Raw genomic sequence first — 25225 nt, 5'->3', positions numbered from 1 at the left:
ATGAAAAAGCCCGTGAAGCCTGACTCTTCCTTAAAACCTGTTTCGGGATCGGCATTGGACGCTGAAGCCCATGCATGGGTATTGTACTTTGCTTCCGGAGAAAATGCGCCGGAAAAGCAAAAGCTCTTTGCTGATTGGCTCGCCGGAAATCCGGATCGGCGCGTCGCGTTCGAGCGGGCCGGCCAGTTGTGGGATGCGATGGCCGATGTCGAAGATGTCGAGAACATCCTGACGGATCAGAACAACATTGAGACGTTTCAGCCGCGCCGGAGGATGTCGCGACGGATATTGTTGGGCGGAGGCCTCGCTGCGAGCCTGGTTTGTGCTGTCGGCATTGGCTCGCTCACGCTACAGCAAGTTCCTCCGGAAATGATCGAGCTTTCCACACCAATTGGCGAGATTAAGACCTTCACCTTGTCTGATGGTAGCGAGATCACGCTGGGTGGTGCCAGCCAGGTTCGAGGCGAGTTCTCAGCGACGACGAGGAACCTCGAGCTCGTCGGAGGCAATGCCTACTTCGATATTACGCGCAGCAAAGATCGGCCTTTAACCGTCGATACGGGAAGTGTGCGAGTTCAAGTTCTCGGCACCCGGTTCAGTATAAAGAAGAGAACGGAACAGGTGGCTGTTTCTGTCGACAGCGGGCACGTCCGCGTGATGACTGATATGGCCGCGCGCGATCTGCGGGCCGGCGACCGGATTGTCTCCTCAGCCGCTTTGCGTCTTGGGCCGGTCGAGCCATTCGATGCTGAGCGGGAACTCTCTTGGCGATCCGGACGACTCACATTTGTAGATGCGCCGCTTCATGACATCGTCGCGGATATAAACCAATACAGCGGTCGTCCGGTCAGGCTCGCGCCCAGCGCGCCTGCGGACATGCGGCTTACCCTGTCTTTCTCTGTTAAACAGATTGATCAGGTCTTGGCCGGTCTGGATGCAGCTTACCCGATAGAGGTACGCGAAAACGATACGGAAATCGTGATTTCGCAAGGACGCTGATAGCGCCTCCGGTGAACCTTTTATGAAGTTCGCAAAATCGCTGAAAGTCTTGGCGACCTGATCTGTCTTCCCCTTGTCCACGCAGGAGCGTGGCGGCGGGTGTGATGCTTCGCCCCGCACAATTCACCATGAGGGGAAAGTCATGAAAACTTCGATCAGCCTGCGCAAGGCACTCATTCTGACGGCATCGGGCGCCGCCCTTTGCTTCAGCAATGCAGCGATTGCCCAGACAGCAACCGATCAGGACGATACAAGCATCCAGGATACGGTCGTCATCACCGGTACGCGCGGTGCGCCCCGCACCGCGTTCGATAGCCTCGCGCCGGTAGATGTCATCTCTGAAAAAGCCATTGATCTGACAGCATCTGACGAAGTTATGGATACGCTGTCTCAACTTGTGCCGTCTTTCAACGTCAAACGCCTTCCGATGGCTGACGGTCAGGTTTTTGTCCGTCCGGCCAGCCTGCGCTCACTTTCAGCCGATCACACGTTGGTGCTGATCAACGGCAAGCGTATGCACCGCTCTGCGATGCTTGGCTCCAACGGTGCTCAAGCGCCAGACCTTGCTCAGATTCCGTCTTACGCCATCAAGCAAATTGAGGTGCTGCGTGACGGTGCTTCGGCTCAGTACGGGTCCGACGCGATTGCGGGTGTTATCAACATTATCCTCGACGACGAACCCGGTACGAATGCTTTCGCCCAGGCTGGCCAGTATTATGAAGGCGATGGCGAACAATATCGCATCGGCGCCCAACAAGGGTTTCAATTCGACAATGGTTTTCTGAACCTTTCTGGTGAATACACAGATGCGCAACCAACATCCCGTTCGCGTCAGCGTGCTGATGCCATCGCCCTGCAGGAAGCCTTTCCAGACATTAAAGTGCCGAATCCGGTTCAGAACTGGGGTCAGCCAGAGCGCCAGGCATATAGATTCGCGCTGAACGGTGCATACGAGCTAGCGAACAACGAAGCCTACATATTCAGTACCTACGGCTTCGGTACCGGCGTAACTGACTTCAACTGGAGAAACCCTCTTTCGACCAGCGCGTTCGGTGATAGCGCGATTGATCCGGACTATGACCTTTCTGAGATTTATCCGGCCGGTTTTACGCCGCGCTTTGGTCAGGACGACAACGACTTTTCATTGACCGGCGGTTTGCGCAGTGCAGGAGACGGGGCATTTTCGTATGACCTCAGTGCCAGCTATGGCCGGAATCAGATCGAATACTTCATGTACGACTCGATCAACGCTTCGCTCGGCTCTGCCAGCCCGACCTCCTTCGATATCGGAACGCTGACTCAGACCGAGTTCAACCTGAACGCCGACTTCGTGTACCTTGCCAGCTTGGATTTTCTGGCCGACGATCTGTCGTTTGCTTTCGGTGCGGAGAATCGCAAGGAAGAATATTCAATTGGTCAGGGTGAGTATGCATCCTTTGCCGTGGGACCGCTCGCGGCCGAAGGTTTCCCTTCTGGTTCCAACGGTTTCCCCGGCTTCTCGCCAGACCAGTCCGGATCTTCGGATCAGTCCAGCTATGCAGCATATGTGGATCTGGAAGCCCCGATTACAGACCGGTGGACGGTTGGCGCTGCAGTCCGTTATGAGGATTATTCCGAATTCGGTAGCAGCACGACCGGCAAGCTGTCGACTCGTTTCGAAGTGACGCCTGGCCTTGCCCTGCGGGCGACTGCGTCCAGCGGATTCCGCGCCCCCACACCAGGGCAGCTCTTCTCGGAGCGAACCTATCAGGGGCTCGACACCACGACGCTGAACATTTTCACAAGTGGCCGGTTCAGCCCGCAAGGTGCTGTCGCTGAACTGATCAGCCAGCGTGCTGACGTGAACATTCTTCCGCTCGAACCGGAAGAGTCTGACAACATCACGGCCGGTCTGGCTTGGAATAGCGATTTCGGCATGACCGCGACTGTTGATATTTATCAGATCGACGTCACCAACCGTCTGAGCACATCGTCGACCTTTGTTGTCACTGATGAGGAGCGGGCGGAGCTTGCCGCTCTAGGCGTTGCGGGCGCGGAAGGGATTACGCGAGTCAATTTCTTCCAGAATGATTTTGACACGCGCACGAAGGGGCTCGACCTCGTTTTAGCTTATGCCTTCAATGCTGGGCCAGGACAGGTGAATCTGACCGGAGCTTATAACTATAACAAGACCGAAGTGACCGGTGGCGACTTTGCTGAAAATACAACCTCGGCCGACCGGTTCGAGAAAGGCATTCCGGAGCATACCGCAAACCTTCAAGCCAATTACGCATTTGGTAAATGGGATGTCTTTGGCCGGATGCGCTACTATGGGGAATGGCGTGACTATTCGGGCAATTCCACCGGTGACATCTTCCAGGATTTTGGCGCGATGGTGCTGTTTGATCTCGGCGCGACCTATCAGGTGAACGATAATCTGTCAGTCCGCGTGGGCGCCGAGAACGTTTTCGACCAATATCCAGACGAAGCGACCTATCAGGCAAGCCGGGGACTAATTTATTCCCGGAACGCCCCCTATGATACCGATGGCGGCCAGTATTACCTCCGCCTCGATCTCAGCTTCTGATTCCGGAAAGAGATATGGACTTTACCAGACGACTGGTCATGAAGGGCGCCGCTGTTGCAGCGGCGTCCTTTACGACAGAAACGGCCTGTACCGCTGCGCCGGTGCCGGCCTCTGCAGGGGAGCGGACAGTGCAAGATATCGCGAGCGACGAAGCCTTCTGGCGTCCGATTGTGGCGCAATACGACGTCACGCCGGATGTCGTGAATTTCGAGAACGGATATTGGGGGCTGATGGCAAAACCTGTCTTGGAAGCCTTCGTTCGGAACACTGAAAAAGTGAACCGCCACAACTCCTGGTATGCCCGCCGGGACTATTACTCCGACATCCAGCCGATCCATGCGCGCATCGCCGATTTTCTCGGCGCTGGGCAGGATGAGATCGTCTTCACCAGAAATGCCACGGAATCGCTGCAGGGCCTTGTCGGCGGTTATAACCGTCTGAAGCCGGGTGATGCGGTGATGTATTCCGACCTGGACTATGATTCCATCCAGACGGCGATGGACACCAAGGCCGAAGGGGAAGGGGCGTCGGTCGTCCGCATTGCCATTCCGGAACCAGTGACCTTCGATGGCTTGATCGACACCTACCGGCAGGCACTGGAAGCCAATCCGAACGTGCGCCTTCTGTTGCTGACCCATATCAGCCACCGCACCGGCCTGATGATACCGGTTCGGGAGATTGTTAAGATGGCGCGCGGTTTTAATGTGGACTGTATCGTCGATGCGGCTCATTCTTGGGGCCAGATCGATTTTCGTATGGAAGATCTTGGTGCGGACTTTATCGGTTTCAACCTTCATAAATGGATCGGTGCGCCGATCGGCGCGGGCTTGATGTACATCCGCCGCGACCGGCTGACGGACATCTCGCCGGACATCTCCGAGCGGCCCGAAGGTGTCGGCACGATCTACCATCGTATCCATACAGGCACGACGAATTTCGCGACTTTCCTGACGCTGAAAGATGCGCTTGATTTCCATGAGCTTGTCGGCCCGGCCCGCAAGGCCGCCCGCGTGGCGTATTTGCGCGACCTATGGGCCGAGGAAATGCGCGACGACGACCGGATCGAGATCCTGACACCGCCAGACCGACGTCTGCATGCCGCCATTACGTCTTTTCGCTTCAGAGATGTCACAAGCGTCGAGGACAACAAGGCTATCGTGAAGGCCTTGGTGGACAAGCATCGCATCTTCACCGTGCATCGTGATGGCGTGGCAAACGGTGCCTGCGTGCGTGTGACGCCGACTCTTTACAATACGCCGGATCAAGCCTTTCAGCTTGTGCGAGCGCTGCATTCTCTCTTGGCGGAATTCTGACATTGCGAACTGTACCTAACTGCAGCATTTGGGTCCCACCGGCACAGGAATGTCTGTTTTAGATGATGATTGTCATCTACCTGTCATCGCCATCGGCTTCTTAGGGGCAACTTCAACGCGGAATGCGAGGACCTCCCTGAGGGACGAATGCGATCGCTCTGCCTGTTCCTGCTGACCTGCTCTGCCGTGGTGCCATCGGCGGCCGCGCAGACTCATTCCCTGCATCTGCCAGACATGCCACTGGCTGGTGCCATTACATTGCTGGCAGACCAGACTGACACTGTCATTATTGCGGAAGCAGCGGATCTGGATGGCCTTAGTTCCAAGTCGCTATCAGGCGACATGTACGTCGAGGAAGCGCTGACAGCATTGTTGTCCGGCACATCCCTGAGCGTCAGCCAAGATGCAAACGGAGTTTGGATTGTTCGCCGCCAACAGCCCGAAAGCTCGACGTCAGAGCGGCCCGCCTATGGTCTCCGGGCGATCCGTCGCAGCCAGCGGCCTACACAAACCATCGACCTGCCACGCACCTATGATACGGTGATTGTGACTGGCTCTCGGTCTGGATTGGAAGCTTGGGAAAGTCTGTCGCCGGTTGACGTGTTGACCCAGACAGATTTGGCCGCGCCTGTATCCGATGATCTTGCAGATGTTCTGGCAGGCATCATGCCCAGCTTTTTTGTGCAACGCCGACCGCTTAGCGATGGTGCCGTATTCGTGCGCCCTTATAGCCTGCGGAATCTGTCAGCCGATCATACACTGATCATGGTCAACGGTAAGCGCCGACACCGCTCCGCCATGCTGAATGCTGGCGGATCCCAGTCACCCGACCTGTCGAAGATTCCCACCAATGCCATCCAGCGTGTTGAGATTCTGCGGGACGGAGCATCGGCGCAATATGGTTCGGACGCGATTGCGGGGGTGATCAACATTATCACTCGCGATGACACGCTGGTTGAAGGCTTCGCGCAATCTAGCCAGTACTACGAGGGTGATGGAATTCAGAAGCGTATCGGCCTTGGCGGCGGAGCCCGCGAACTAGAAGGCGGCTTCCGGCTCAGCCTCGACTACAGCGATGCCGCGCCGACTTCTCGTGCCCGCCAGCGTCTCGATGCTGTGCAATATCTTGAAGAACATCCAGATGCAGCTATTGCCAATCCAGTCCAGAAATGGGGCCAGCCCGAACGGGAGGATTTCCGGGCGTTACTGGTGGCAGACCAGAATACTGACTTCGGACAGATCTATACCCTCCTCAGTGCGAGTTGGGGGCAGGGTGTGAGCGACTTCAACTGGCGCAGCCCGGCAACACCAAGCGTCTATGTTTCCAGTTCCACCTTCGGAAACTGGTCGCTGATTGATCTCTATCCGAACGGGTTCACGCCCCAATTCGGGCAGGAGGAGAATGACCGTGCTGCAATCTTTGGTCTGAAAGGCGCTTTGGCGAGCGGCTTGTCCTACGATATCAGTGCTGCATACGGAGAAAATCAGATCGACTATTTTCTCTATAACACGATCAATGCGTCCATGGGGCCGGATAGTCCGACGCAGTTTGATGCAGGCGGCTTGCGCCAACAGGAGTTCAATCTGAATGCAGATTTCCAAACCCAGCTCGATACGTCTCTATTCTTCTCCCGACCAATCAATTTGGCCTTTGGCCTTGAAAGCAGACTGGAACGCTACACCATTGCTGAAGGCGAGCCTGCCTCATATGAAATTGGCCCGGGCGCCGCAGACGGTTTGACTTCGGGATCAAACGGGTTTCCAGGCTATACCCTGGACCAGGCCAAAACATATGATCAGTCCAATTGGGCAGCTTATGTCGACGCCGAGACGCGTCCTGATGAAAATGTACAACTGGGTGTCGCTCTGCGTCTCGAAGAGTTCGATACTTTCGGAAGCACACTGAACGGTAAGCTATCGTATCGTAAAGACTTGCTGGAAGGTTTCGCGCTACGCACCACAGTCTCGACTGGGTTCAAGGCTCCGACACCGGCGCAACTCTTCTCGGAGCGGACATCGCAGGGGGTCGCTCCAGACACGTTGGACGTTTTCACGAATGGTCGTTTTAGCCCTATCGGACCGGTGGGGGAAATTCTAAGCGGGCGGGGAGGTGTGGATATCTCCGCACTGAAGCCCGAAACTTCGGTGAATCTCTCTGCCGGTTTGGTCTTCCGTCCTATGGACAGGATGATGGCCAGCCTGGATATCTATCAGACAGACGTCCGAGATCGGATTTTTACATCTGAGTTTTATACGTTGGAACCCAATGAGCGTGCGCGCCTCGCGGCATTGGGTGTGCCGGGTGGGGAAAGCATTACGGAGGTGGGATTCTTTCAGAACAGCTTCGATACGCGAACGTCCGGCGTGGATCTGGTGATGGATTACGACGCGCAACTGGCAGCAGGTGACTTAACCCTCGGCCTATCATTCAATTACAACAACACCTATGTGCTGAACTCCAGCTTTGTCCAAAATCCCTCGCGAGTAGACCGGTTCGAGCGGCTCTATCCACGTTTCTCCACCCATGCCTCAGCAGAGTTCAGACGCGGAACTTGGTCATTCGATGCCAGACTCAAATGGATCGGTCCCTGGGTGGATTTTACCGATCAAAATGCAGATTTGATTCAGGAGTTCGGTTCGGAAGTTTTCGTCGATGTCAGTGTGTCGGCTGAGCTCAGTGACAATTTCACTGTGCGCTTCGGCGTGGAGAACTTATTCAATCAGTATCCGGATGAGGCCGTTCTGGAGGTCAGCAAGGGGCTGATTTATTCCCGCAACGCCCCCTACGATACTGATGGAGGTCAATATTATGTTCGGCTAACGTCACGCTTTTGAGGTGCTCATTTATAACCGTGTGAGTGCACCTGTGCGAAGTTGGGGCGCTCGTATCACCTTACAGTAAGTGTACAGCTGAAATCATGACAATTTTTCAGACTTCATACGAGAACCAGATCGGGCACACTTGCGCAGGTAGGGACTGGCGGCACGAAAGCCGTGCAGACTGCATACCGTCATCAGCTTGTTCCACCCAGGCAGGGGGGAACTCATTCGATATGGGGGCTTCAGGGGCACAAAAGAACGATGTGTCGAGCTGCGAGATACACAAAAAATTCACAAAACAGCTTTTGTGAGCGGGCGTCTTCAAAGCGGCCGCTATCGCGTGCAATCAGAGGGCGGAGTTTTGGGGTTTTTCTATGCTTCAAATTGATCGTGTTCTGCTCTTTTTGCGAAGATCAAATTGCTCAGCTTGGCACCAGCAGAGTATTCTACAAAGACTGTGGAATTAAAATCCAAATAAAACAATGGTTTGGGTGGATGCTGGGCGCTTCTGTGTCTTGAAGGCGCGTGCATTAAGTAGAGTGCCTCACTGCAGCTATCCTGTACATGGATACTTTCTTGTAACTCGTGTGACGAGTCCGTGGCAGAGGCTGCGTATACTGTCTGCGGTGCGTTGAGTGATCTCGACATATTCGTGCGCGCTAACCATCCGGGGTGTCATTCGGGTGTTACATAAGACGTCTAGAGCCCCTTCAGATCGTCGAATCTACGATCGAATGCAATTTGCAAACCAATTATTAGGGGTTGGACAATGAGACTCAAACTAGCCGCGAGTGCCTTGGCGCTTGCTCTCGCAGCCTGTTCGCAGGGCAGCGACATTTCTTCACCAGGAACGACAACCCCAACGACGCCTCCAGGAGGCGGTAGCGATGGCGGCGGTGACGGCGGTTCAGGTTCCGCTGAATGCCCCGCAGCCTTTACTGAAGGCGAAGCTGTTGCTGGCCTGACCACATGTAATCTGTCCGGCACCTATCTCGCGAATGTTACGCTTGAGAATATTGAGGGGCTGGCCTACCGCATCGACGGTCGGATCGACATCGGCGCTGACACGGGTGCAGACGGCAATCTCGCCGGCGGCCAGGGCGTGACGATGACGATTGATCCTGGCGTCACGCTGTTCGGTGAATCCGGCTCTGACTACATCGTCGTTAATCGCGGATCCCAGCTGGTAGCGGATGGTGAACGCGCGGCACCGATCGTCATGACAAGCGCCGACGACCTTGAGCGCCAGGCCGATAGCGACGCGTCAAATGATGACGGTGGTGACAACATCTCTGAGTGGGGTGGTCTGGTCATTCTGGGCCAAGCGCCAATCAACCGCTGCCGCGATGCAGCAACCCCAGGCACTGTGGATTGTGAAAACCTTGTTGAAGGTGTGACCAATCCTGAAGCCGTTTATGGTGGCGACGACTCCAACGACAATAGCGGCATCCTCCGTTACTTGCAGGTCCGTTTCGCTGGTTTTGCTATCAACACAGCTGGTAACGAACTGAACGGCATCACCTTCGCAGGTGTCGGCAACGGCACGACCGTCGATTATGTTCAGGTTCACAACAACTCTGACGACGGCGTCGAGTTCTTCGGCGGAAACGTCAACGTTCGCCACCTCGTGCTGACCGGCAACGATGATGACTCCATCGACACTGACAACGGCTACCAAGGCTCAATTCAGTACGCTCTGGTCACTCAACGTGAAAACGGTGGTGACAACATTGTGGAAGCATCCAGCGCCGGGAACGGTGTAACGCCACTTTCAAACGCGAACATTTCCAACTTCACCTTCGTCGGTAATCGTACGAACGCTTTCCGCCTGAACACAGGTACGGTTGGCCGCTATGTCAACGGCGTCGTGAACTACGGCAAGGAATGTATGCGCTGGCAGGATAGTGCTGGTGATGGCACTGCCGGATTTACGGCTGGTTCTGATCCGGCTTTTGACTCGGTTCTGTTCGATTGTGATCTCGGCCTGACCACGAGCAACTCCGAAACGGCAACCGCTGAAGCATCTGTTGCGGCGGGTACCAACAACTCAACCGACGTCAGCGACTCCCTCGCTTCGCAGTTCTTCCCTGGACCGAACGAGCAGGCTGTCACGCCATTTGACGCAACGACGCTGTCCAGCTTCTTCGAGCCTGTCACCTACATCGGTGCATTTGGTCCCGACGAATCGGTCACGGAAAACTGGGCGTCTGGTTGGTCATTCGCAGTGTTCCCTGAGCCTGAGTGCCCATCCGGAACAACCGACAGCGGCTTTGACCTCCAAGGTCAGAATGTCTGCCAAGTCAGCGGTATCCTGACGGACGATGTCCGCCTGACCCGTGGCAACATCTACGAAATCGTCGGACGGGTTGATGTCGGTATCGACGTCGGTGCTGATGGTTCCGCTACGGATGGCGACCCGGCTGCCCTGACCATCGAATCTGGCGTGACCATGTTCGGTGATGAGGGTGAAGACTACATCGTTGTGAACCGCGGTTCGCAGATCTTCTCCAACGGTACTCGCGAGAACCCCGTCATCATGACGTCTGAGGCTGATCTTACGAACAGCCAGGTTGATGCAGAAAATGCCATCGGTGAATGGGGCGGCGTGGTTATTCTCGGCCGCGCACCAATCAATCGCTGCCGTGACGCTGCAACGCCAGGCACGGTCGCATGTGAAAACCTCGTTGAAGGTGTGACCAATCCAGAAGCCGTTTACGGTGGTGCAACCGCTGATGATGACAGCGGCTCGATCCGCTTCACACAAGTTCGCCACGCTGGCTTCGCAATCAACACAGCTGGTAACGAACTGAACGGCATCACCTTCGCTGGCGTTGGAACCGGAACTGAAGTTGAATACATTCAGGTCCACAACAACGCGGACGACGGCGTCGAATTCTTCGGTGGCGGCGTCAACGTGAAGTACCTGGTGCTGACCGGCAACGACGATGACTCGATCGATACGGACAATGGCTACAATGGCTCCATTCAGTATGCCATCGTGGTTCAGCGCGAAAGCGGCGGTGACAATATCGTTGAAGCCTCCAGCGCTGGTTCTGGTGTCACGCCACTGTCGAACGCCAAAATTTCCAACTTCACTTTCGTCGGTAACCGCACGAACGCCTTCCGCCTGAACACAGGTACGGTTGGTCGTTACGTCAACGGCGTTGTGAACTACGGAAAAGAGTGCATGCGTTGGCAGGATAGCGCCGGTGATGGCAACACGACGTATGATGCCGGATCGGACCCCGCTTTCGACTCGGTACTGTTTGACTGTGACCTCGGCCTAACCACGTCGAATTCCGAAACGGCAATCGCTGAAGCGTCTGTTGCAGCTGGCACAAACAACTCAACGACGACCGCGTCGACGCTGTCTTCCACGTTTGTAAATGGAGCCGCCGAGTCTGGTGTCACTGCATTCGATGTCACGACGATTTCGTCCGATCTCGACCCGGTTGATTACATCGGCGCCGTCAAGGACAGCTCTGACACATGGTGGCAGGGATGGTCCTGCGGACTGGAAGCTAGCGACGCTTGCTAGCCAGAGGCATTTGCGGGGTGCGGGCAACGAGCGTTGCCCGCACCTTGCACCTACACAGGTTTGTATTTCCCGAGAGTTCGAGGGGCATTTCTATCACGAACGACTGGGTAAAAATTCACAAGGACAGTCTCATGAGACACCAATTGCTAAAAGGGACTTTGCTGTTCGGGACAGCGCTAGCCCTGGCAAACCACATTCCCGCCGTTGCGCAAGAAGCTCCATCTGAGCAGGAAGAAACCGCCGAAGAAGCACGTGAACTGGAAACGGTTGTTGTTCGAGGCGAGTACATCCCCGCACCCCAACGTGAAACGTCGCAGGTCGCATCGTTTCTCGCGCCGGAAGACTTGGCTCGCCAAGGCGACTCCAACGCTGCGCTCGCACTGACCCGCTTGTCGGGTCTTAGTATTGTTTCGGACAAATTTGCCTATGTTCGCGGTCTGGGTGACCGCTACTCGGCGGCACTTTTGAACGGTTCGCCGCTTCCCAGTCCAGAACCACTTCGCCGGACAGTTCCACTGGACCTGTTTCCGTCTAACGCTCTTGACGGTGCAACCGTCCAAAAAACCTTCTCGGTAAACTATCCGGGCGAATTCGGTGGCGGCATCATCGACCTGCAAACGCTTCGCCAACCAAACGAGAACTTCTTTCACGTAAAGCTTGGTGCCAGTGCAAACACGGCGACCACCTTCGACAAGGGCATCTTCGTTCGCGGTTCTGATACGGACTGGAGCGGTTATGATGATGGTCTGCGCAATTTCCCGCAACCATTGGGACTCGTACTGAGCCTGGACCAAAGCTTGAACAGCCTTGATGACGACGCCATCGAAGCTGTGGGTGAGAGCCTCGTAAACACGCCTCTGAATGTCATTCAGGAAAAGGACCTGGAACCAAACTATAACGGTTCTGTTGAGTTCGGCCGGATCGTTGAAGGCAAGGAGTTTGACCTCGGCATCATTGGTGTTGCCGGATTTGACTCCGGTTGGGCCACCAAGCAAGCGACTCGCCAATTTGTTCAGGGCGGTGTGCTCGGAAACGACTATCAGACGCTGGAAACGAACTACAACGCGACCGTTAACGCACTAAGTTCTGCGACCATCAACTGGTATTCCGGTCATGAAGTCCAGGCGACTGTATTCTACGTGCATGACACGTCGAAAGAAGCCCAGATTGATACCGGTACGGACTTCAACGCGCAGGGTAGCTCTGGCGAAATCTTCGACGAATCCTCAGGCTGGTTTGAGCGGGGCCTTCTGTTTGGTCAGCTTCGCGGCGAGCACACGTTTGATGATCTCGTCCTGTCCTGGCGCGGTTCGGTCGCTCAATCGACGCGTGACGCGCCGTATGAGCGTTCGCTTCGTCGCTACATCAACGATGACGGTGTTCCGGCCTATCAGGTCGCGAACAGCTACGACATTCGCTTCTCCGACCTTACCGATGATATCAAAGGAATCGGCGGCGATGCGGAATACACAATTGAGCTGAGCGATTCCCGTGAGGCGGTCCTGTCGGGCGGTTTTGACGTTTCCTCGACCGAGCGTGAATACAATTTCTACGCTTTCCGTTTTGCCGGCGGCAACTCGATCTCTGAAGATATTCAGATCCAACGCCCCGACTTCCTGTTCAGCCCTGACAATATCGACCCACAGCGTTTCGTGCTGCAGGAAATCACCACGCCAAACGACTCCTATGAGGGTCAGTTGGATGTTTATGCCGCCTATGTCGAGGGCGACATTGAGTGGACGGACTTCATCCAGACCACGCTGGGCCTTCGCTATGAAGAAGCCCAACAGACAGTCAACACGTTCGACCGTTTCGGCAATGAAGGCGCCGGTGCAGTCGATCTCGAAAATGACTATCTGCTGCCATCCTTGACGTTCACGTGGAACTTCGCTGAAGATCTGCAACTGCGTCTTGGATATTCCCAGACAATTGCTCGCCCACAATTCCGGGAACTCGCTCTTTCGAATTATTTCGATCCGGAAAGTGAGCGCTCCTATCGGGGTAATAACGGGCTGGTCGATACAGAGCTGACAAACTACGATGCGCGCCTTGAGTACTATCTTGGCCCGAACGAGTTCATCACGATTGCAGGTTTCTACAAGGAACTGGAAAATCCTATCGAGGAAATCCAGTACTCCACTTCAACCTTCGTGTTCGAAACAACGTTCATCAACTCACCGAAAGCCGAACTGTTCGGCGGTGAATTCGAGTATCGTACTCTGTTCGAATTCCCGTTCGATAATTCGTTCTTCAACGATCGCGACGGCCGGTTCTCCATCAACTACACCTACACGTCCTCAGAAGTGCAGGCTGATGAGAATGATCAGGTTTTCGATCCGATTTCCCGGTCTCTGCGTGACGCCAGCTTCTTCGGACTGGATGGATCTGACTTGCAAGGCACGCCGGAGAACATTCTGAACGCTCAGTTTGGTTGGGAATCTGACGTCGAACAGCTCACTCTACTCGTGGGTTGGGTTGATGATCGTATTCTCCAGCGCGGCATTGATCTGCCAGGCGCGGCTCTGCCGGATATCATCGAAGATCCAGGTATTCAGTTGGACCTCGTCTACAACCGTGATTTTGAAGTGGTTGGACGCGAATTCACGCTGGGGCTGAGCGGGCGCAACCTGCTTGATGAAGCTCATGAAGAGTATCAGATCAGCGAAGGTGAACTTGGACGTACTGAGTTCAATACGTATGATCGTGGTCAGACCTTCTCGGTCAGTCTGACGGCTAAGTTCTAGATCCAGTCAGATCGGTTTAAAAGACAGCGCCCCTTGCCTAGTATTCAGGCGAGGGGCGCTTTGATTGAGGTGGGGCAAAAGCGTTTTTCGGCCTTCATGATCCTTCAGCGAAACGCAGAGCCGCTGCGGACGCCGAACAGTTTGAAGATCAGTGCCGCGGGGCAGAATCCCGTGAAAGCAGCCTGAACCATGTTCAGGCCAGCAAACGCGGTAAGAAGCAGCCAGTAGGGCGAAACCCAGTATCCGAGGGCAAGGCTCACGAGAACGATCAAGCCTGCGAATGCCAGAACGGCGCGGTCAAGGTTCATTGCAATACTCCGTGTTAAGTCAGATTTCCGTTAGAGACGCTGCGATGTTTGAGTTGTCGATCCATTTGGTCATCATTTGCGATGTCATGACTCCTGCGCGCTGATCCACGATGGAGCCGGATTGAAACATGAGCAGGGCGGGAATTCCGCGAACGTTCAATGCCGCGCCAGCATTCGGAAACGCTTCAGTGTTCAGTTTCAGAAAACGCAAAGCTCCGCCATAGTGCTTTGCTGTCTCCATGTAGGCTGGTGCCATCATTCGACAGGGGCCGCACCAAGGCGCCCAAACATCCAGTAGGAATGAGCCCTCATCTTTCGCCAACAAGCGATTCAATATGGTTTCGCTGATATCAATTGGCGTGTCTGTTGAGAGCTTTGACTTACATGCCCCACACTGGCCGCTTGCCAATTGCTTGTCAGCGGGCACTCGGTTTATCGTGCCGCATCTTGTGCAAACAATGTGTTTGGTCGCCATTATCAAGAGTGACCTTTCAGTTTGTGAGTCTTCAAAAGTCCGAGGGCGGCATTTTCGTAGAAGGTCTCTGATTTTCCGGTTCTCAGTTTGTGCAGGAAGTATTTTTCGAAACCAGCTTTCGCCATGTGAACCCAACGACCTGAGGCAGACCAGTTGACATTTCTCGGTGGGATCTGTGGCTGTGCGACAAAGGCAACGCCGCCATCCCCGAAGTCCGCCAGGCAAATTGCATTCCATGTTGCCTTGCGAGTTGGAACCTCGCCATCAATCAGCTGCTTGATGTTCCGCGCGGTCGCCTCAACCATTGACTCAATCATGAAGCCTGTCTTTGGGACGCCGACGGGTACGGGTGTTTGTCCCATGGGCGGTATTGCGATGCAGACGCCAATACCGAAGATATCTGGCCAGGTCGGATTTCGCTGAAACTCATCCGTGAGGATGAAGCCTTTTGGATTGACCAAATTGTCGACGCCGCGAACGGCCTCCACGCCCTGAAACGGTGGCATCAGCATTGAAAACTTGGACGGAAGGTCGTGTTTCTTCACAACGTTCCCATTCAAATCAAGTTCTTCTACCTCGATTGAGTTCGCTTTGGCTGCTGAAACGCGTGCGTTGGTAATCCATTTTATATGCCGTTCGCGCATTTCGCTTTCCAGCAAGCCCTTTGTATCGCCCACACCGTCGAGGCCGAGGTGACCGATATAGGGTTCAGGCGTAATGAAGGTCATTGGAACCTGATCGCGGATCTTCCGTTTACGCAGTTCCGTCTCGATGATCATAGCAGTCTCGTACGCAGGTCCAAAGCAGGATGCCCCCTGCGCTGCACCGATCACAATTGGTCCGGGGTCCCTGCAAAAAGCTTCAAAAGCCGCGAATCCTTGTTCCGCATGATCAATATGGCACACGGACTGTGTGTGGCCGCGTGGACCAAGGCCTTCAATTTCATCGAATGCAAGCTCGGGTCCTGTGGCAATTACGAGATAGTCATAGGAGATGCGGTCGCCATTCGGCATTCGAACGCATTTGTCTTCGGGGACGACCTTTACCGCTTTGCCGACAATCAGTTCAACGCCTCGCTTCTTCAGGGGTTTGGCAAGGTCGATGGTTATATCCGAGCGTTGGCGCCATCCCACGATCACCCAAGGGTTTGAAGGCTGAAACTGGTAGTAATCGGTCTCGCTGATGATCGCGACATCGTGTTGATCGCCGAGCGTTTTCTTGATTTCGAAGGCTGCAATAAGCCCACCCAATCCGGCGCCGAGAATTACGACTTTTGCCATGACCAATCCTCCATGCAGGAGAGATATTGTATATTAGCACTTTCGCAAATACGCAATGCTACTTATATGGGTGCGAGTATTGATGACCTAGATCAAATGCGTGGTGCGCAATCACCAGCAAGCAGGGAGCTTTGATGAACATGGCAGACAAATATGACGTGAAACCCGAACAAGTTCTGGCTGACCTGAAGGCCGGAAACATATTGCTTGTCGATGTACGTGAGCCGGCGGAGTTCGCGAACGAGCGGATCCATGGTGCTTTACTGCACCCATTGTCGACTTTCGAGCCAAAGGCGCTTCCGACTGACGGACACCGGCAGATCATTTTTCAGTGCGGTTCCGGCAAAAGATCCCGCATGGCCTTGGAAAAGTTCATGAAGGAGATTGGAGTTGAGGCCGCTCATATGGCTGGGGGAATTGCTGCCTGGAGATCAACTGGACAGCCGTGCATTCGGATTGATCCAGGCACCGGGACTGTCGTGGACAAGGGGGATTATTGAGATGATCCGATTTGCTTTGGCCAGCTTGGCGGTGTGTCTGGCAAGTAGTCCGATTGCTGCTACCCAAACCATGACGGTGGAAGAGAGCATCGTCACGGACTACCGACCCGTCGTTGGCCGCATTGAGGCCAGCGATACGGCGATGGCCCGCTCCCGGCTGCAAGGCATCGTGACCCAGCTTGGTATAGATGAGGGTGATACAGTGAAGGCTGGTGACGTTGTTGCGTTCATTGCTGATGACACGATCGCACCCCAGATCAACGCCATTCAGTCCCGAATTGATGGCCTGACAGAGCAAGTGACCCAACAAGAGGCGGATCTCGCGCGCGCTGAGAAACTACTGGCGGACGGTTTTTATCCCAAGGCTCGATATGATCAGGAAGCGGCGGCGCTCAATGTGATGAAGTCGAACAGAGCCTCGGCCATAGAGGAGCGCCGCAGTCTCGTTGCCCGACAGGGAGAAGGCTATGTGCGGGCGCCTGCGGACTCGCGGGTGACTGATGTCTCGGTGGTAGAGGGCAGTGTCGTGTCTCCAGGACAAGTCATCGCCACTCTAGCGACCCTGGACGGCCTGGTACGCTTGTCTCTGCCTGAGCGACATTTGAGCTATCTATCTGAGGGCGGCGAAATATCCATTCGGCTTCCCGCGCGAGATGATGCCATTAGGACGGCCAGGATTGAAAAGGTTTACCCAGCACTCAAGGATGGCGCTGTGGTGGCTGATGCTGTTGTCGAGGGCGGGCTCAATGCCTTGGTTGGGGAGCGAGCCGACGTGCTTGCGCCAGTTGGTGACCGGCGGGCGATCATCCTCCCCCAGGAGTATGTGACGACGCGGTATGGCGTAGATTTTGTGCGGGTGAAGATTGGGGACAGATATGTTGATGCCCCTGTCGTTTTAGCCGAGCCGCTGGTTGCCAATGGAGTCTATGAAGTTCTGTCGGGGCTGCGACCGGGAGACGTAATTGTCTTGCCGGGAACGAAAAGCTCATGAAGGCGGATGTTTCGGGTTCTATCACACGGGCAACCATCCGTTCGCCGCTGACGCCATTGATCCTGCTGGCTGCTCTTGCGGTCGGTTTGGTTGCACTGCTGACGATTCCTCGCGAGGAGGAGCCGCAAATCTCCGTTCCGATGGTGGACATTCTGGTACAGTCCCCGGGCCTGCGTGCAGCCGACACGGTTGAACAGGTTACGGAGCCGCTAGAGGAAATTGTCAAGGCGATCCCTGATGTTGAGCATGTATACAGTCAAAGCCGGGACGATGGAGCGATTGTAACCGCTCGCTTCATGGTTGGGACTGATGCCGATGACGCGATCCTGCGAATCCATGAAAAGATCCGTGCAAATATTGATCGTATTCCGCCAGAAGTGCCCATGCCACAAGTTGTCGGCCGCGGCATTGATGATGTTCCGATCGTTACACTTACCCTGTCGCCTGAGCCTTGGACGGGCCATGTCTGGAACGACACGAGCTTGCGGATGCTGGCGGACGAGGTTCTGAAAGAACTCGTGAAGGTCGAAGATGTCGGCCTGACAGACGTGATTGGTGGTCGTAGCCTCGAGCTGCGTGTCGAGCCCGATATTGAGGCCCTGTCGTCATATAGTGTTCCACTACAGGCGTTGGTTGATACCGTTTCGCAGGCCGTTCAGGCGCGCCCCATTGGAGCTGCGCGTGGGGCAGGGGAATCCATCATCGTTCAGGCGGGGGATCGCATATCCGCCATAGGGGATCTGGAACGTCTTGAAATCCGGGCTCCCGATGGTCGCACAATATACTTGTCGGATATCGCGCGCGTCGAAGTCGCCGGTATTGAGACTGAGGCACGCGCGTGGACGCTTGAGCGAAATTCGTCGCGTGCAGAGTTCGAAGCCTTACCCGCTGTGACGCTCTCACTTGCCAAGCGGCCGGGGGCGAATGCGGTTGTTGTTGCAGACCAAATTCTTGAGCGACTTGAGCTGCTCGAACGGGAAATGATACCGGAAGGCGTCCATATCGCCGTGACGCGAAACTATGGCGAGACGGCGAACCACAAGGCCAATGAATTGCTCTTCCATCTGGCGCTTGCGACAGTGTCCATTGTGGTCCTGATCGCATTCGCAATTGGATGGAGAGAAGCGATTGTTACGCTGATCGTTATTCCGACAACCATCCTGCTAACGCTCTTTGCCTCACTTATGATGGGCTATACGATTAACCGGGTCAGTTTGTTTGCGCTCATCTTTTCCATCGGTATTCTGGTGGATGATGCGATCGTCATTATCGAGAACATAGCGCGACACTGGTCCATGCGGGATGGGCGACCACGCGTGCAGGCTGCGATTGATGCCGTGGCTGAAGTCGGGAATCCGACAATCGTCGCGACATTGACCGTCATAGCTGCTTTGCTGCCGATGATGTTCGTTTCAGGACTTATGGGTCCGTACATGGCGCCGATCCCGGCAAATGCTTCTGCAGCAATGCTGTTTTCATTTTTTGTCGCTGTAGGGATCGCGCCATGGCTTTTGATGAAGATCGCGGGCAGGGCACCTGTTCATGAGCATTCTGATGAGAAAGAAAGCCGTTTGGGGCGGTTCTATCGCACTGTTGCTGGTCCGATTGTGGAAAGCCGCCGCAATGCCTGGATATTTCTTGGCATAGTCGGTGTGGCGACACTTGCATCCTTGATGCTGTTTGTAACCAAAGCCGTGACGGTGAAGCTGCTGCCGTTCGACAACAAATCTGAAATACAGATCGTTCTCGACATGCCAGAGGGGACGGCTCTGGAAGAAACTGAACGCACGCTGTTTGCGTTGGCGGCAACGATGTACGATGTCGATGAGGTCGAGTCCATTCAGGCTTATGCTGGTACGGCGGCGCCGTTCAACTTCAATGGACTGGTGCGGCACTATTTCCTTCGGTCTTCTCCGGAGCTTGGTGATCTTCAGGTCAATCTGCTTGAAAAGAGCCATCGCAACAGGTCCAGTCACGAGATTGCGCTCGATCTGAGAATTCAGTTGAGAGAGATTCCGCTGCCTGATGGCGCCAGTGTCAAAGTCGTGGAAGTGCCTCCTGGGCCTCCTGTCCTGTCGACATTGCTGGCTGAAATCTATGGGCCGGATGCGGAGACGCGGCGCAGGACCGCAGAAATTGTAGAACAATTGTTTCGGGAAACCGAGTATATTGTGGACGTCGACAACTCTTTCGGTGGTCCGCAACCTCGACTGCTTCTTTCCGTCGATGAGACAACCGCGTCTGACCGAGGTGTTGCCGAGCAGGATGTGCTGGATGCGCTGGCGCTGATTTATTCTGGAAAGATCGTTGGTGTGGCCCCGCGCGGTGGTGGGCGGGACCCCTTGTCTGTTGCGGTTCGGCTGCCGAAGTCCTCACAGGTCTGGTCAGAACGCACGGCCAGTCTGCCAGTGCCGGTCCAGCCGGGTGCCCAGGCTGTTGAGCTGGGTACGTTGGTCGATGCGCGCATGGAATCCGGCTCAGCCACGATCTTCCGTCGGGATGGCTATTTCGCCGACATGGTCATGGGAGAATTGGCCGGCCGATTTGAGGCGCCTATTTACGGAATGATGGAAATCCAGGACCGTGTCGACGCTTATGATTGGGCTGCGGCGGGGCTGGAGGCACCTGAAATACGCCTTTATGGTCAGCCGGCGGATGAATCAAAGCCATCATTGTTGTGGGATGGGGAGTGGGAGATCACCTATGTCACATTCCGGGATATGGGCTTGGCGTTCGGCGTAGCTCTCGTGGCCATCTACATACTCGTGGTCGCGCAGTTTGGTACATTCAGAACTCCCTTGGTGATCCTGACGCCAGTGCCACTCACGCTGATCGGTATCATGCTGGGGCACTGGATATTCGGGGCGGCATTCACGGCGACATCGATGATTGGCTTCATTGCACTCGCGGGCATCATCGTGAGAAATTCGATTCTCTTGGTGGATTTTGTTCGCCACGGTCAGTTCGCGGACCGGCCCTTGCGGGAAGTCTTGCTGGATGCGGGGGCCATTCGGTTCAAGCCGATCCTGCTGACAGCTTTGGCCGCAATGATTGGCGCAGCTGTGATTCTGACGGACCCGATTTTCCAGGGCTTGGCAATCTCGCTCCTGTTCGGGCTGGCGTCATCCACCGCGTTGACCGTGCTGGTGATCCCCGCAATTTATGTCGCACTGAAGGGGCCAGATTGGGTGGCGGACGCCGCACCGGAATCTGAGGGTACTGGGACCCAAGCGCCTTCTTGAGATTGGTCAGGACTGTAGACTGGTCCTGAACGGATCAATTCGCCTGCGGCAAAATGTTAGTGGATTTGCCCGGTCGCAGTCGCGAGGCAATTGAGTACGTCTTGCGGTTTTGAGGATTTCTCGACGACGTCTGTAAAGCCCGCTTTGAGCGCACGCGCTTTCAGGTGGGGAGAGTAATAGCCTGTGATAAGAACAGCGGGCGTTGTGGTGCCAGCCACGCGCATTTTTTCCAGCAAGTCAATTCCGTCAAATCGCGGCAGCTTATAGTCGATCAACAGGCAATCCACTTGCAGGCTCGGTTGGTTCATCAGGATCTCCATACCATTCCTGTAGGAGTCGACCGCGAAGCCACGTGACCTAAGCAGCATCATCAAGGAGTAGCGGACTTCCTCATCGTCTTCGACGAGAGCAATTCTGAGCAATTCGGGCTGGTGCGCGGATTGGTTCATGGATGGCTGATCTCAACGTTCATAGAATCCCATATCTACGAACGGAGAGATCGCGCGTCTCTAAGTACACCTACCTAACGAGGCAGCTCGCGACCGCGGTCTGCCGTGAAAGCTATGCGAAGCGCAGCGGACAGGCTGTCGGCTTCCAGTTTCTCCATCAGATTGGCACGGTGGATCTCGACGGTGCGGGGAGAAATCGACAGGGTTTCCGCTATGGCCTTGTTGGTCATTCCGTCCACCAGGCAATCAAGCACTTCAGATTCCCGTCCAGTCAACCGGGTGAGCTTCGCGACGGCTTCGCTGCGTTGGTCTGCTTCGGCAGCATGGTCGGCAATACGATTGAAGCCATTTTCGATGGCTTCCAGCAATGCCTTCTTTTCGTACGGTTTTTCGAGGAATTCGATCGCGCCATTCTTCATTGCCTGCACCGCGACGGACACGTCTCCATGTCCTGTGAGCACGATGATCGGCATCTTGTTCCCACGTTCTGACAGAGCCTGCTGCACTGCCAGGCCATCCATTCCAGGCATCCGAACGTCCAGAAGGATGCAAGCCGAATCGTTTGGGGCGTATGCGTCGAGGAAGGTCATTCCATCCGGGAACGTCTTCACCGTGTAGCCGGCGTGGCGCAGCATGAAGCTTGCCGAGTGCCGAATGGCTTCGTCGTCATCCACGAGGAAAATGGTTTTGGTCATTTCGAGCTCACATTGCCACGTCCGAGGCGATTCTTAGCGTAAAGGTGAAGCAGGCTCCAGTACCCGGTTCTGATGCAACTTGAATGCTGCTGCCATGTGCCTCGACTATGGTTTGGCAGATCGATAGTCCCAGTCCCATGCCTGTGGCTTTTGTGGTCTGGAACGCTTCGAAGGGCGAGTGGAGCAAGTCTTCGGAAAGGCCGGGCCCATTGTCGCGTACTTCCACGATAGTCTCCTCGCCGGCCTGCCGTCCATGGATCCAAACTTGCGGGTTTTCCGTTTCGGCCAGCGCTTCGATTGCGTTGCGAACCAGATTCGCGAATACCTGACGCAATTGCAGTCGATCCGCCATCACCTTCACATCGGGATCGTCAAGTCGCAACACGACCCGGGCAAGGGGGCCGTCGATCCCCACTTTGGCGATTGTGACAGCGTCGTCGATAATTTCCTTGAGCGGGAAGGGGCGCAAGTCCAGTTCACCGCGAGAAACGTAATCCCTCAGGCGGCGTACAATCTGTCCGGCCCGGATGGATTGTTCGGCAGCGGCGGCCATCGCTTCCTGTACCATTGCAAGGTTATCGGGGCTTGGATCGTCCAGCATGTCGCGGGCGGCTTCCAGATAATTCGCCACGGCGGTCAGCGGCTGGTTCAGCTCATGCGCCATCGCGGACGCCATTGTGCCGACCGCACTCAACCGAGAAAAATTGCTTAGCTCCGCCTGCAACTCGCCAATACGGTGCACATTGGCCTGTTTCTCTGTGATGTCGCGGATGAAGCCGGTGAACAGTTTGCGCTCGCCAATGTTTGCCTCTCCGATCTTGAGTTCCACCGGAATAGAGTCGCCATTGGCAAGGCGCGCTTCCACGATACGGCCGATGCCGATGATCTGGCGCTCGCCGGTCGTCAGATAGTTGCGGATGTACTGGTCATGATGGGATTGATCTGTATTGGTCATGAGGCATTTGATATTCTCGCCCACAACATCTTCGGATTTGTAACCGAACAGGGTTTCTGCCGCACGGCTGAACGCCATGATGATTCCGCGATCATCGATCACGATCATCGCGTCCGGTACAGACTGCAAAATCGACGACAGGATTGACTGAAGCGAACTCGAGTCTTGGAACTCGGAATTCTCAATACGCCAGAGGTCAGACAAGGGATCGGTCATATCCCATCGACTGTAAGAGTAGTCGGTCAATTAGGAAAGCGCAGACACTCGGCGCTGGCGTGTTTGCTTCAGGCCATTGGCAGCCAGAACAGTCAGGCCAACTGCTCCGAGCGCCGCCGTATAGCATCCCCAGCAGTGAAGTAGCGGCGTTCCTGCGCTCGCGACAGGAAGGGCGACCGACTGGCCTAAGCAGGTTGGAATCAAAAGGGTGGATTGCGTCGAGGCCTGAACGGCCATCTTTACGAGGCCGACAGCCAGCAGCGCGGCTGAGGCGAGATAGGCGAATGTCGTTTTCACATCGAAGTCCCTTCAATTGATGCCGTTTCATAGAAAATCCGGACCAACTGTCCCATACGGGAAAGCCCCTATACGCGGGCCGAGGCGATCACCGTAATCAGGCGTCATACGAGTGAACCGCAACGCTCTGCGGAAGGGGCTTAGTTAGTATGATGACACCAAATTCCATTGCTTCAAACAGTAGCCGGGGCAGCATTGCGACTGTCTCGGTTGCCGTTGCGATATTCGGGGTGCTTGCCCTGATCATCGCGGGTCGCACGATTGATCACGCCATGGGCATTCAGGCGATGACATTCATCGCGCTTGTCACGGCATTTCTCTTTGGGACGGGGATGTGGGCTGGCAATCTGCTGGACCGCAATCCGTTTGATGAGACCAAATACGAAGACACGCTGGTCAAGTATGGCGTGTTTGCCTCCATGTTCTGGGGCATCGCCGGGCTTCTGGTCGGTGTTGTGATCGCGCTGCAATTGACCTTTCCGAATGTTTTCTACTTTCCTGAATTGGGCTGGACGAACTTTGGTCGCTTGAGGCCGCTGCACACGAGCGCTGTGATCTTTGCGTTCGGGGGCAACGTGTTGCTGGCGACCAGCTTTTACGTGGTTCAGCGCACCTGCCGCACACGGATTGCAGGCGGCATGTGGCCCTGGTTCGTGTTCTGGGGCTACCAGATGTTCATCGTACTTGCAGCTACGGGCTATCTGCTCGGAGTCACGCAATCCAAAGAATATGCTGAGCCAGAATGGTATGTGGATCTATGGCTGACCATCGTCTGGGTAGCTTACCTGCTGGTCTTTCTTGGCACGTTGTGGAAGCGGAAAGAGCCGCACATCTATGTGGCAAACTGGTTCTACCTTTCCTTCATCGTGACCATCGCGATGTTGCACATTGTCAACAATCTGTCGGTGCCAGTCAGCTGGACGGGCACGAAGTCGGTTCAGGTCTTCGCGGGCGTACAAGATGCAATGACGCAGTGGTGGTACGGTCACAATGCGGTTGGTTTCTTCCTGACGACCGGCTTCCTGGCGATCATGTACTACTTCATTCCGAAGCGTGTGAACCGGCCGGTTTATTCCTACCGCCTGTCGATCGTGCACTTCTGGAGCCTGATCTTCATCTACATCTGGGCGGGTCCGCACCATTTGCACTATACGGCTCTGCCGCAATGGGCGCAGACGCTTGGCATGACGTTCTCGATCATGCTCTGGATGCCTAGCTGGGGCGGTATGATTAACGGCGTCATGACGCTGTCTGGTGCCTGGGACAAGCTGCGCACCGACCCAGTCGTACGCATGATGGTGGTCTCGTTGGCCTTCTATGGCATGGCGACGTTCGAAGGGCCGCTAATGTCCGTTCGTGCCGTGAACTCGCTCAGCCACTATACGGAGTGGGGCATTGGCCACGTGCATTCAGGTGCGCTGGGCTGGGTCGGCTATATCAGCTTCGGTGCGCTCTACTGCCTCGTACCATGGCTCTACAAGAAGAAAGCTCTGTACTCGAAGTCCCTTGTTGAGTGGCACTTCTGGATCTCGACGATCGGCATCCTGTTCTACATGATTTCCATGTGGTTCGCAGGGATCATGGAAGGTCTGATGTGGCGCGCCTACAATGAATACGGCTTCCTCGAATACAGCTTCGTTGAAACCGTCGAGGCAAAGCATATCAGCTACATGATCCGTGCTTTGGGTGGTCTGCTGTACTTCAGCGGTGCCCTGATCATGGCCTACAACCTCGTGCGCTCCGCAATGGGCCACGGCGCTGCAGAGCCGATTGATGCCAAGCCTGACCCTTACGCAACCCCCGAGCCGCGCGCGACGCTGGTTCCTGCTGAATAGGA

Annotated in this window: 17 protein-coding genes; 10 read left to right on the top strand and 7 right to left on the bottom strand. The window is 55.3% G+C overall.

What is annotated here, in order from left to right; all coding sequences use genetic code 11:
- The 6 genes from HF931_RS14455 (at position 1) to HF931_RS14430 (ending at position 13980) form a co-directional block, all read left to right on the top strand.
- Complete coding sequence (locus HF931_RS14455; RefSeq protein ID WP_273240650.1) at positions 1-999, top strand: FecR family protein; 999 nt, start codon at positions 1-3, stop codon at positions 997-999.
- A gap of 142 nt (positions 1000-1141) precedes the next feature.
- Positions 1142-3565 (top strand): TonB-dependent receptor plug domain-containing protein, encoded by a 2424-nt coding sequence (locus HF931_RS14450; RefSeq protein ID WP_273240648.1) that lies wholly within the window; start codon positions 1142-1144, stop codon positions 3563-3565.
- A 14-nt stretch (positions 3566-3579) separates the two neighbouring features.
- Entirely contained in the window at positions 3580-4878 is a 1299-nt protein-coding gene (locus tag HF931_RS14445) for an aminotransferase class V-fold PLP-dependent enzyme (RefSeq protein WP_273240646.1), read from the top strand.
- Between the two features lie 147 nt (positions 4879-5025).
- On the top strand, positions 5026-7713 hold the full coding sequence (locus tag HF931_RS14440) for a TonB-dependent receptor (RefSeq protein WP_273240645.1): 2688 nt from the start codon (positions 5026-5028) through the stop codon (positions 7711-7713).
- A 754-nt stretch (positions 7714-8467) separates the two neighbouring features.
- Positions 8468-11236, top strand: coding sequence for a hypothetical protein (locus HF931_RS14435; RefSeq protein ID WP_035550222.1), 2769 nt, complete (start codon positions 8468-8470; stop codon positions 11234-11236).
- A gap of 131 nt (positions 11237-11367) precedes the next feature.
- Entirely contained in the window at positions 11368-13980 is a 2613-nt protein-coding gene (locus HF931_RS14430) for a TonB-dependent receptor domain-containing protein (protein WP_035550225.1), read from the top strand.
- A gap of 104 nt (positions 13981-14084) precedes the next feature.
- Here HF931_RS14430 and HF931_RS14425 read toward each other — a convergent pair whose 3' ends face one another.
- The 3 genes from HF931_RS14425 to HF931_RS14415 are packed head-to-tail and all read right to left on the bottom strand — an operon-like array spanning position 14085 to position 16043.
- Positions 14085-14288, bottom strand: a complete 204-nt coding sequence (locus tag HF931_RS14425) for a YgaP family membrane protein (RefSeq protein WP_035550227.1) — start codon at positions 14286-14288, stop codon at positions 14085-14087.
- 19 nt (positions 14289-14307) lie between these two features.
- Complete coding sequence (locus HF931_RS14420; RefSeq protein WP_273240642.1) at positions 14308-14763, bottom strand: thioredoxin domain-containing protein; 456 nt, start codon at positions 14761-14763, stop codon at positions 14308-14310.
- A gap of 2 nt (positions 14764-14765) precedes the next feature.
- Positions 14766-16043, bottom strand: a complete 1278-nt coding sequence (locus tag HF931_RS14415) for an NAD(P)/FAD-dependent oxidoreductase (protein WP_273240640.1) — start codon at positions 16041-16043, stop codon at positions 14766-14768.
- 140 nt (positions 16044-16183) lie between these two features.
- Between HF931_RS14415 and HF931_RS14410 the strand changes: the two genes are divergently transcribed.
- From HF931_RS14410 to HF931_RS14400, 3 genes are read left to right on the top strand one after another with little or no spacing between them, the layout of a single operon-like run.
- A complete protein-coding gene (locus HF931_RS14410; RefSeq protein ID WP_273240638.1) occupies positions 16184-16543 on the top strand; it encodes a rhodanese-like domain-containing protein in 360 nt (119 codons plus the stop codon).
- Between the two features lies 1 nt (position 16544).
- Positions 16545-17534 carry an efflux RND transporter periplasmic adaptor subunit gene (locus tag HF931_RS14405; protein ID WP_273240636.1) on the top strand — a complete coding sequence of 330 codons (990 nt, stop codon included), beginning with the start codon at positions 16545-16547 and terminating at the stop codon, positions 17532-17534.
- The gene (locus HF931_RS14400) at positions 17531-20776 is read left to right on the top strand and encodes an efflux RND transporter permease subunit (RefSeq protein WP_273240634.1); all 3246 of its coding nucleotides are present in this window, start codon (positions 17531-17533) and stop codon (positions 20774-20776) included. Before HF931_RS14405 ends, HF931_RS14400 begins: the two co-directional genes overlap by 4 nt.
- Before the next feature lie 56 nt (positions 20777-20832).
- Here HF931_RS14400 and HF931_RS14395 read toward each other — a convergent pair whose 3' ends face one another.
- The 4 genes from HF931_RS14395 to HF931_RS14380 form a co-directional block, all read right to left on the bottom strand.
- A complete protein-coding gene (locus HF931_RS14395; protein ID WP_051602576.1) occupies positions 20833-21225 on the bottom strand; it encodes a response regulator in 393 nt (130 codons plus the stop codon).
- A gap of 74 nt (positions 21226-21299) precedes the next feature.
- Complete coding sequence (locus HF931_RS14390; RefSeq protein ID WP_035550245.1) at positions 21300-21920, bottom strand: response regulator transcription factor; 621 nt, start codon at positions 21918-21920, stop codon at positions 21300-21302.
- A 7-nt stretch (positions 21921-21927) separates the two neighbouring features.
- Positions 21928-23091 carry a PAS domain-containing sensor histidine kinase gene (locus HF931_RS14385; protein ID WP_273240632.1) on the bottom strand — a complete coding sequence of 388 codons (1164 nt, stop codon included), beginning with the start codon at positions 23089-23091 and terminating at the stop codon, positions 21928-21930.
- 30 nt (positions 23092-23121) lie between these two features.
- Complete coding sequence (locus HF931_RS14380) at positions 23122-23388, bottom strand: hypothetical protein (protein WP_273240630.1); 267 nt, start codon at positions 23386-23388, stop codon at positions 23122-23124.
- Positions 23389-23537: 149 nt separating this feature from the next.
- On the opposite strand from HF931_RS14380, the gene ccoN reads away from it, so the two are divergent.
- On the top strand, positions 23538-25223 hold the full coding sequence (gene ccoN, locus HF931_RS14375; protein WP_273240628.1) for a cytochrome-c oxidase, cbb3-type subunit I: 1686 nt from the start codon (positions 23538-23540) through the stop codon (positions 25221-25223).
- Positions 25224-25225: the final 2 nt, after the last annotated feature.

Source organism: Hyphomonas atlantica corrig. (genome assembly GCF_017795365.1).
GTDB classification, from domain to species: Bacteria; Pseudomonadota; Alphaproteobacteria; order Caulobacterales; family Hyphomonadaceae; genus Hyphomonas; species Hyphomonas atlantica.
The sequence above is the reverse complement of the archived record's forward strand: the minus strand, read 5'-3'. Positions and strand labels throughout refer to the sequence as shown.

Bases quoted from the DNA above. Each gene is read 5' to 3' on its own strand.
- HF931_RS14425 (WP_035550227.1), bottom strand. From the start codon at position 14,288: ATGAACCTTGACCGCGCCGTTCTGGCATTCGCAGGCTTGATCGTTCTC.
- HF931_RS14385 (WP_273240632.1), bottom strand. From the start codon at position 23,091: ATGACCGATCCCTTGTCTGACCTCTGGCGTATTGAGAATTCCGAGTTC.
- HF931_RS14430 (WP_035550225.1), top strand. From the start codon at position 11,368: ATGAGACACCAATTGCTAAAAGGGACTTTGCTGTTCGGGACAGCGCTA.
- HF931_RS14405 (WP_273240636.1), top strand. From the start codon at position 16,545: ATGATCCGATTTGCTTTGGCCAGCTTGGCGGTGTGTCTGGCAAGTAGT.
- HF931_RS14445 (WP_273240646.1), top strand. From the start codon at position 3,580: ATGGACTTTACCAGACGACTGGTCATGAAGGGCGCCGCTGTTGCAGCG.
- HF931_RS14415 (WP_273240640.1), bottom strand. From the start codon at position 16,043: ATGGCAAAAGTCGTAATTCTCGGCGCCGGATTGGGTGGGCTTATTGCA.
- HF931_RS14435 (WP_035550222.1), top strand. From the start codon at position 8,468: ATGAGACTCAAACTAGCCGCGAGTGCCTTGGCGCTTGCTCTCGCAGCC.
- HF931_RS14400 (WP_273240634.1), top strand. From the start codon at position 17,531: ATGAAGGCGGATGTTTCGGGTTCTATCACACGGGCAACCATCCGTTCG.
- HF931_RS14410 (WP_273240638.1), top strand. From the start codon at position 16,184: ATGGCAGACAAATATGACGTGAAACCCGAACAAGTTCTGGCTGACCTG.
- HF931_RS14390 (WP_035550245.1), bottom strand. From the start codon at position 21,920: ATGACCAAAACCATTTTCCTCGTGGATGACGACGAAGCCATTCGGCAC.
- ccoN (WP_273240628.1), top strand. From the start codon at position 23,538: ATGATGACACCAAATTCCATTGCTTCAAACAGTAGCCGGGGCAGCATT.
- HF931_RS14450 (WP_273240648.1), top strand. From the start codon at position 1,142: ATGAAAACTTCGATCAGCCTGCGCAAGGCACTCATTCTGACGGCATCG.
- HF931_RS14420 (WP_273240642.1), bottom strand. From the start codon at position 14,763: ATGGCGACCAAACACATTGTTTGCACAAGATGCGGCACGATAAACCGA.
- HF931_RS14455 (WP_273240650.1), top strand. From the start codon at position 1: ATGAAAAAGCCCGTGAAGCCTGACTCTTCCTTAAAACCTGTTTCGGGA.
- HF931_RS14395 (WP_051602576.1), bottom strand. From the start codon at position 21,225: ATGAACCAATCCGCGCACCAGCCCGAATTGCTCAGAATTGCTCTCGTC.
- HF931_RS14440 (WP_273240645.1), top strand. From the start codon at position 5,026: ATGCGATCGCTCTGCCTGTTCCTGCTGACCTGCTCTGCCGTGGTGCCA.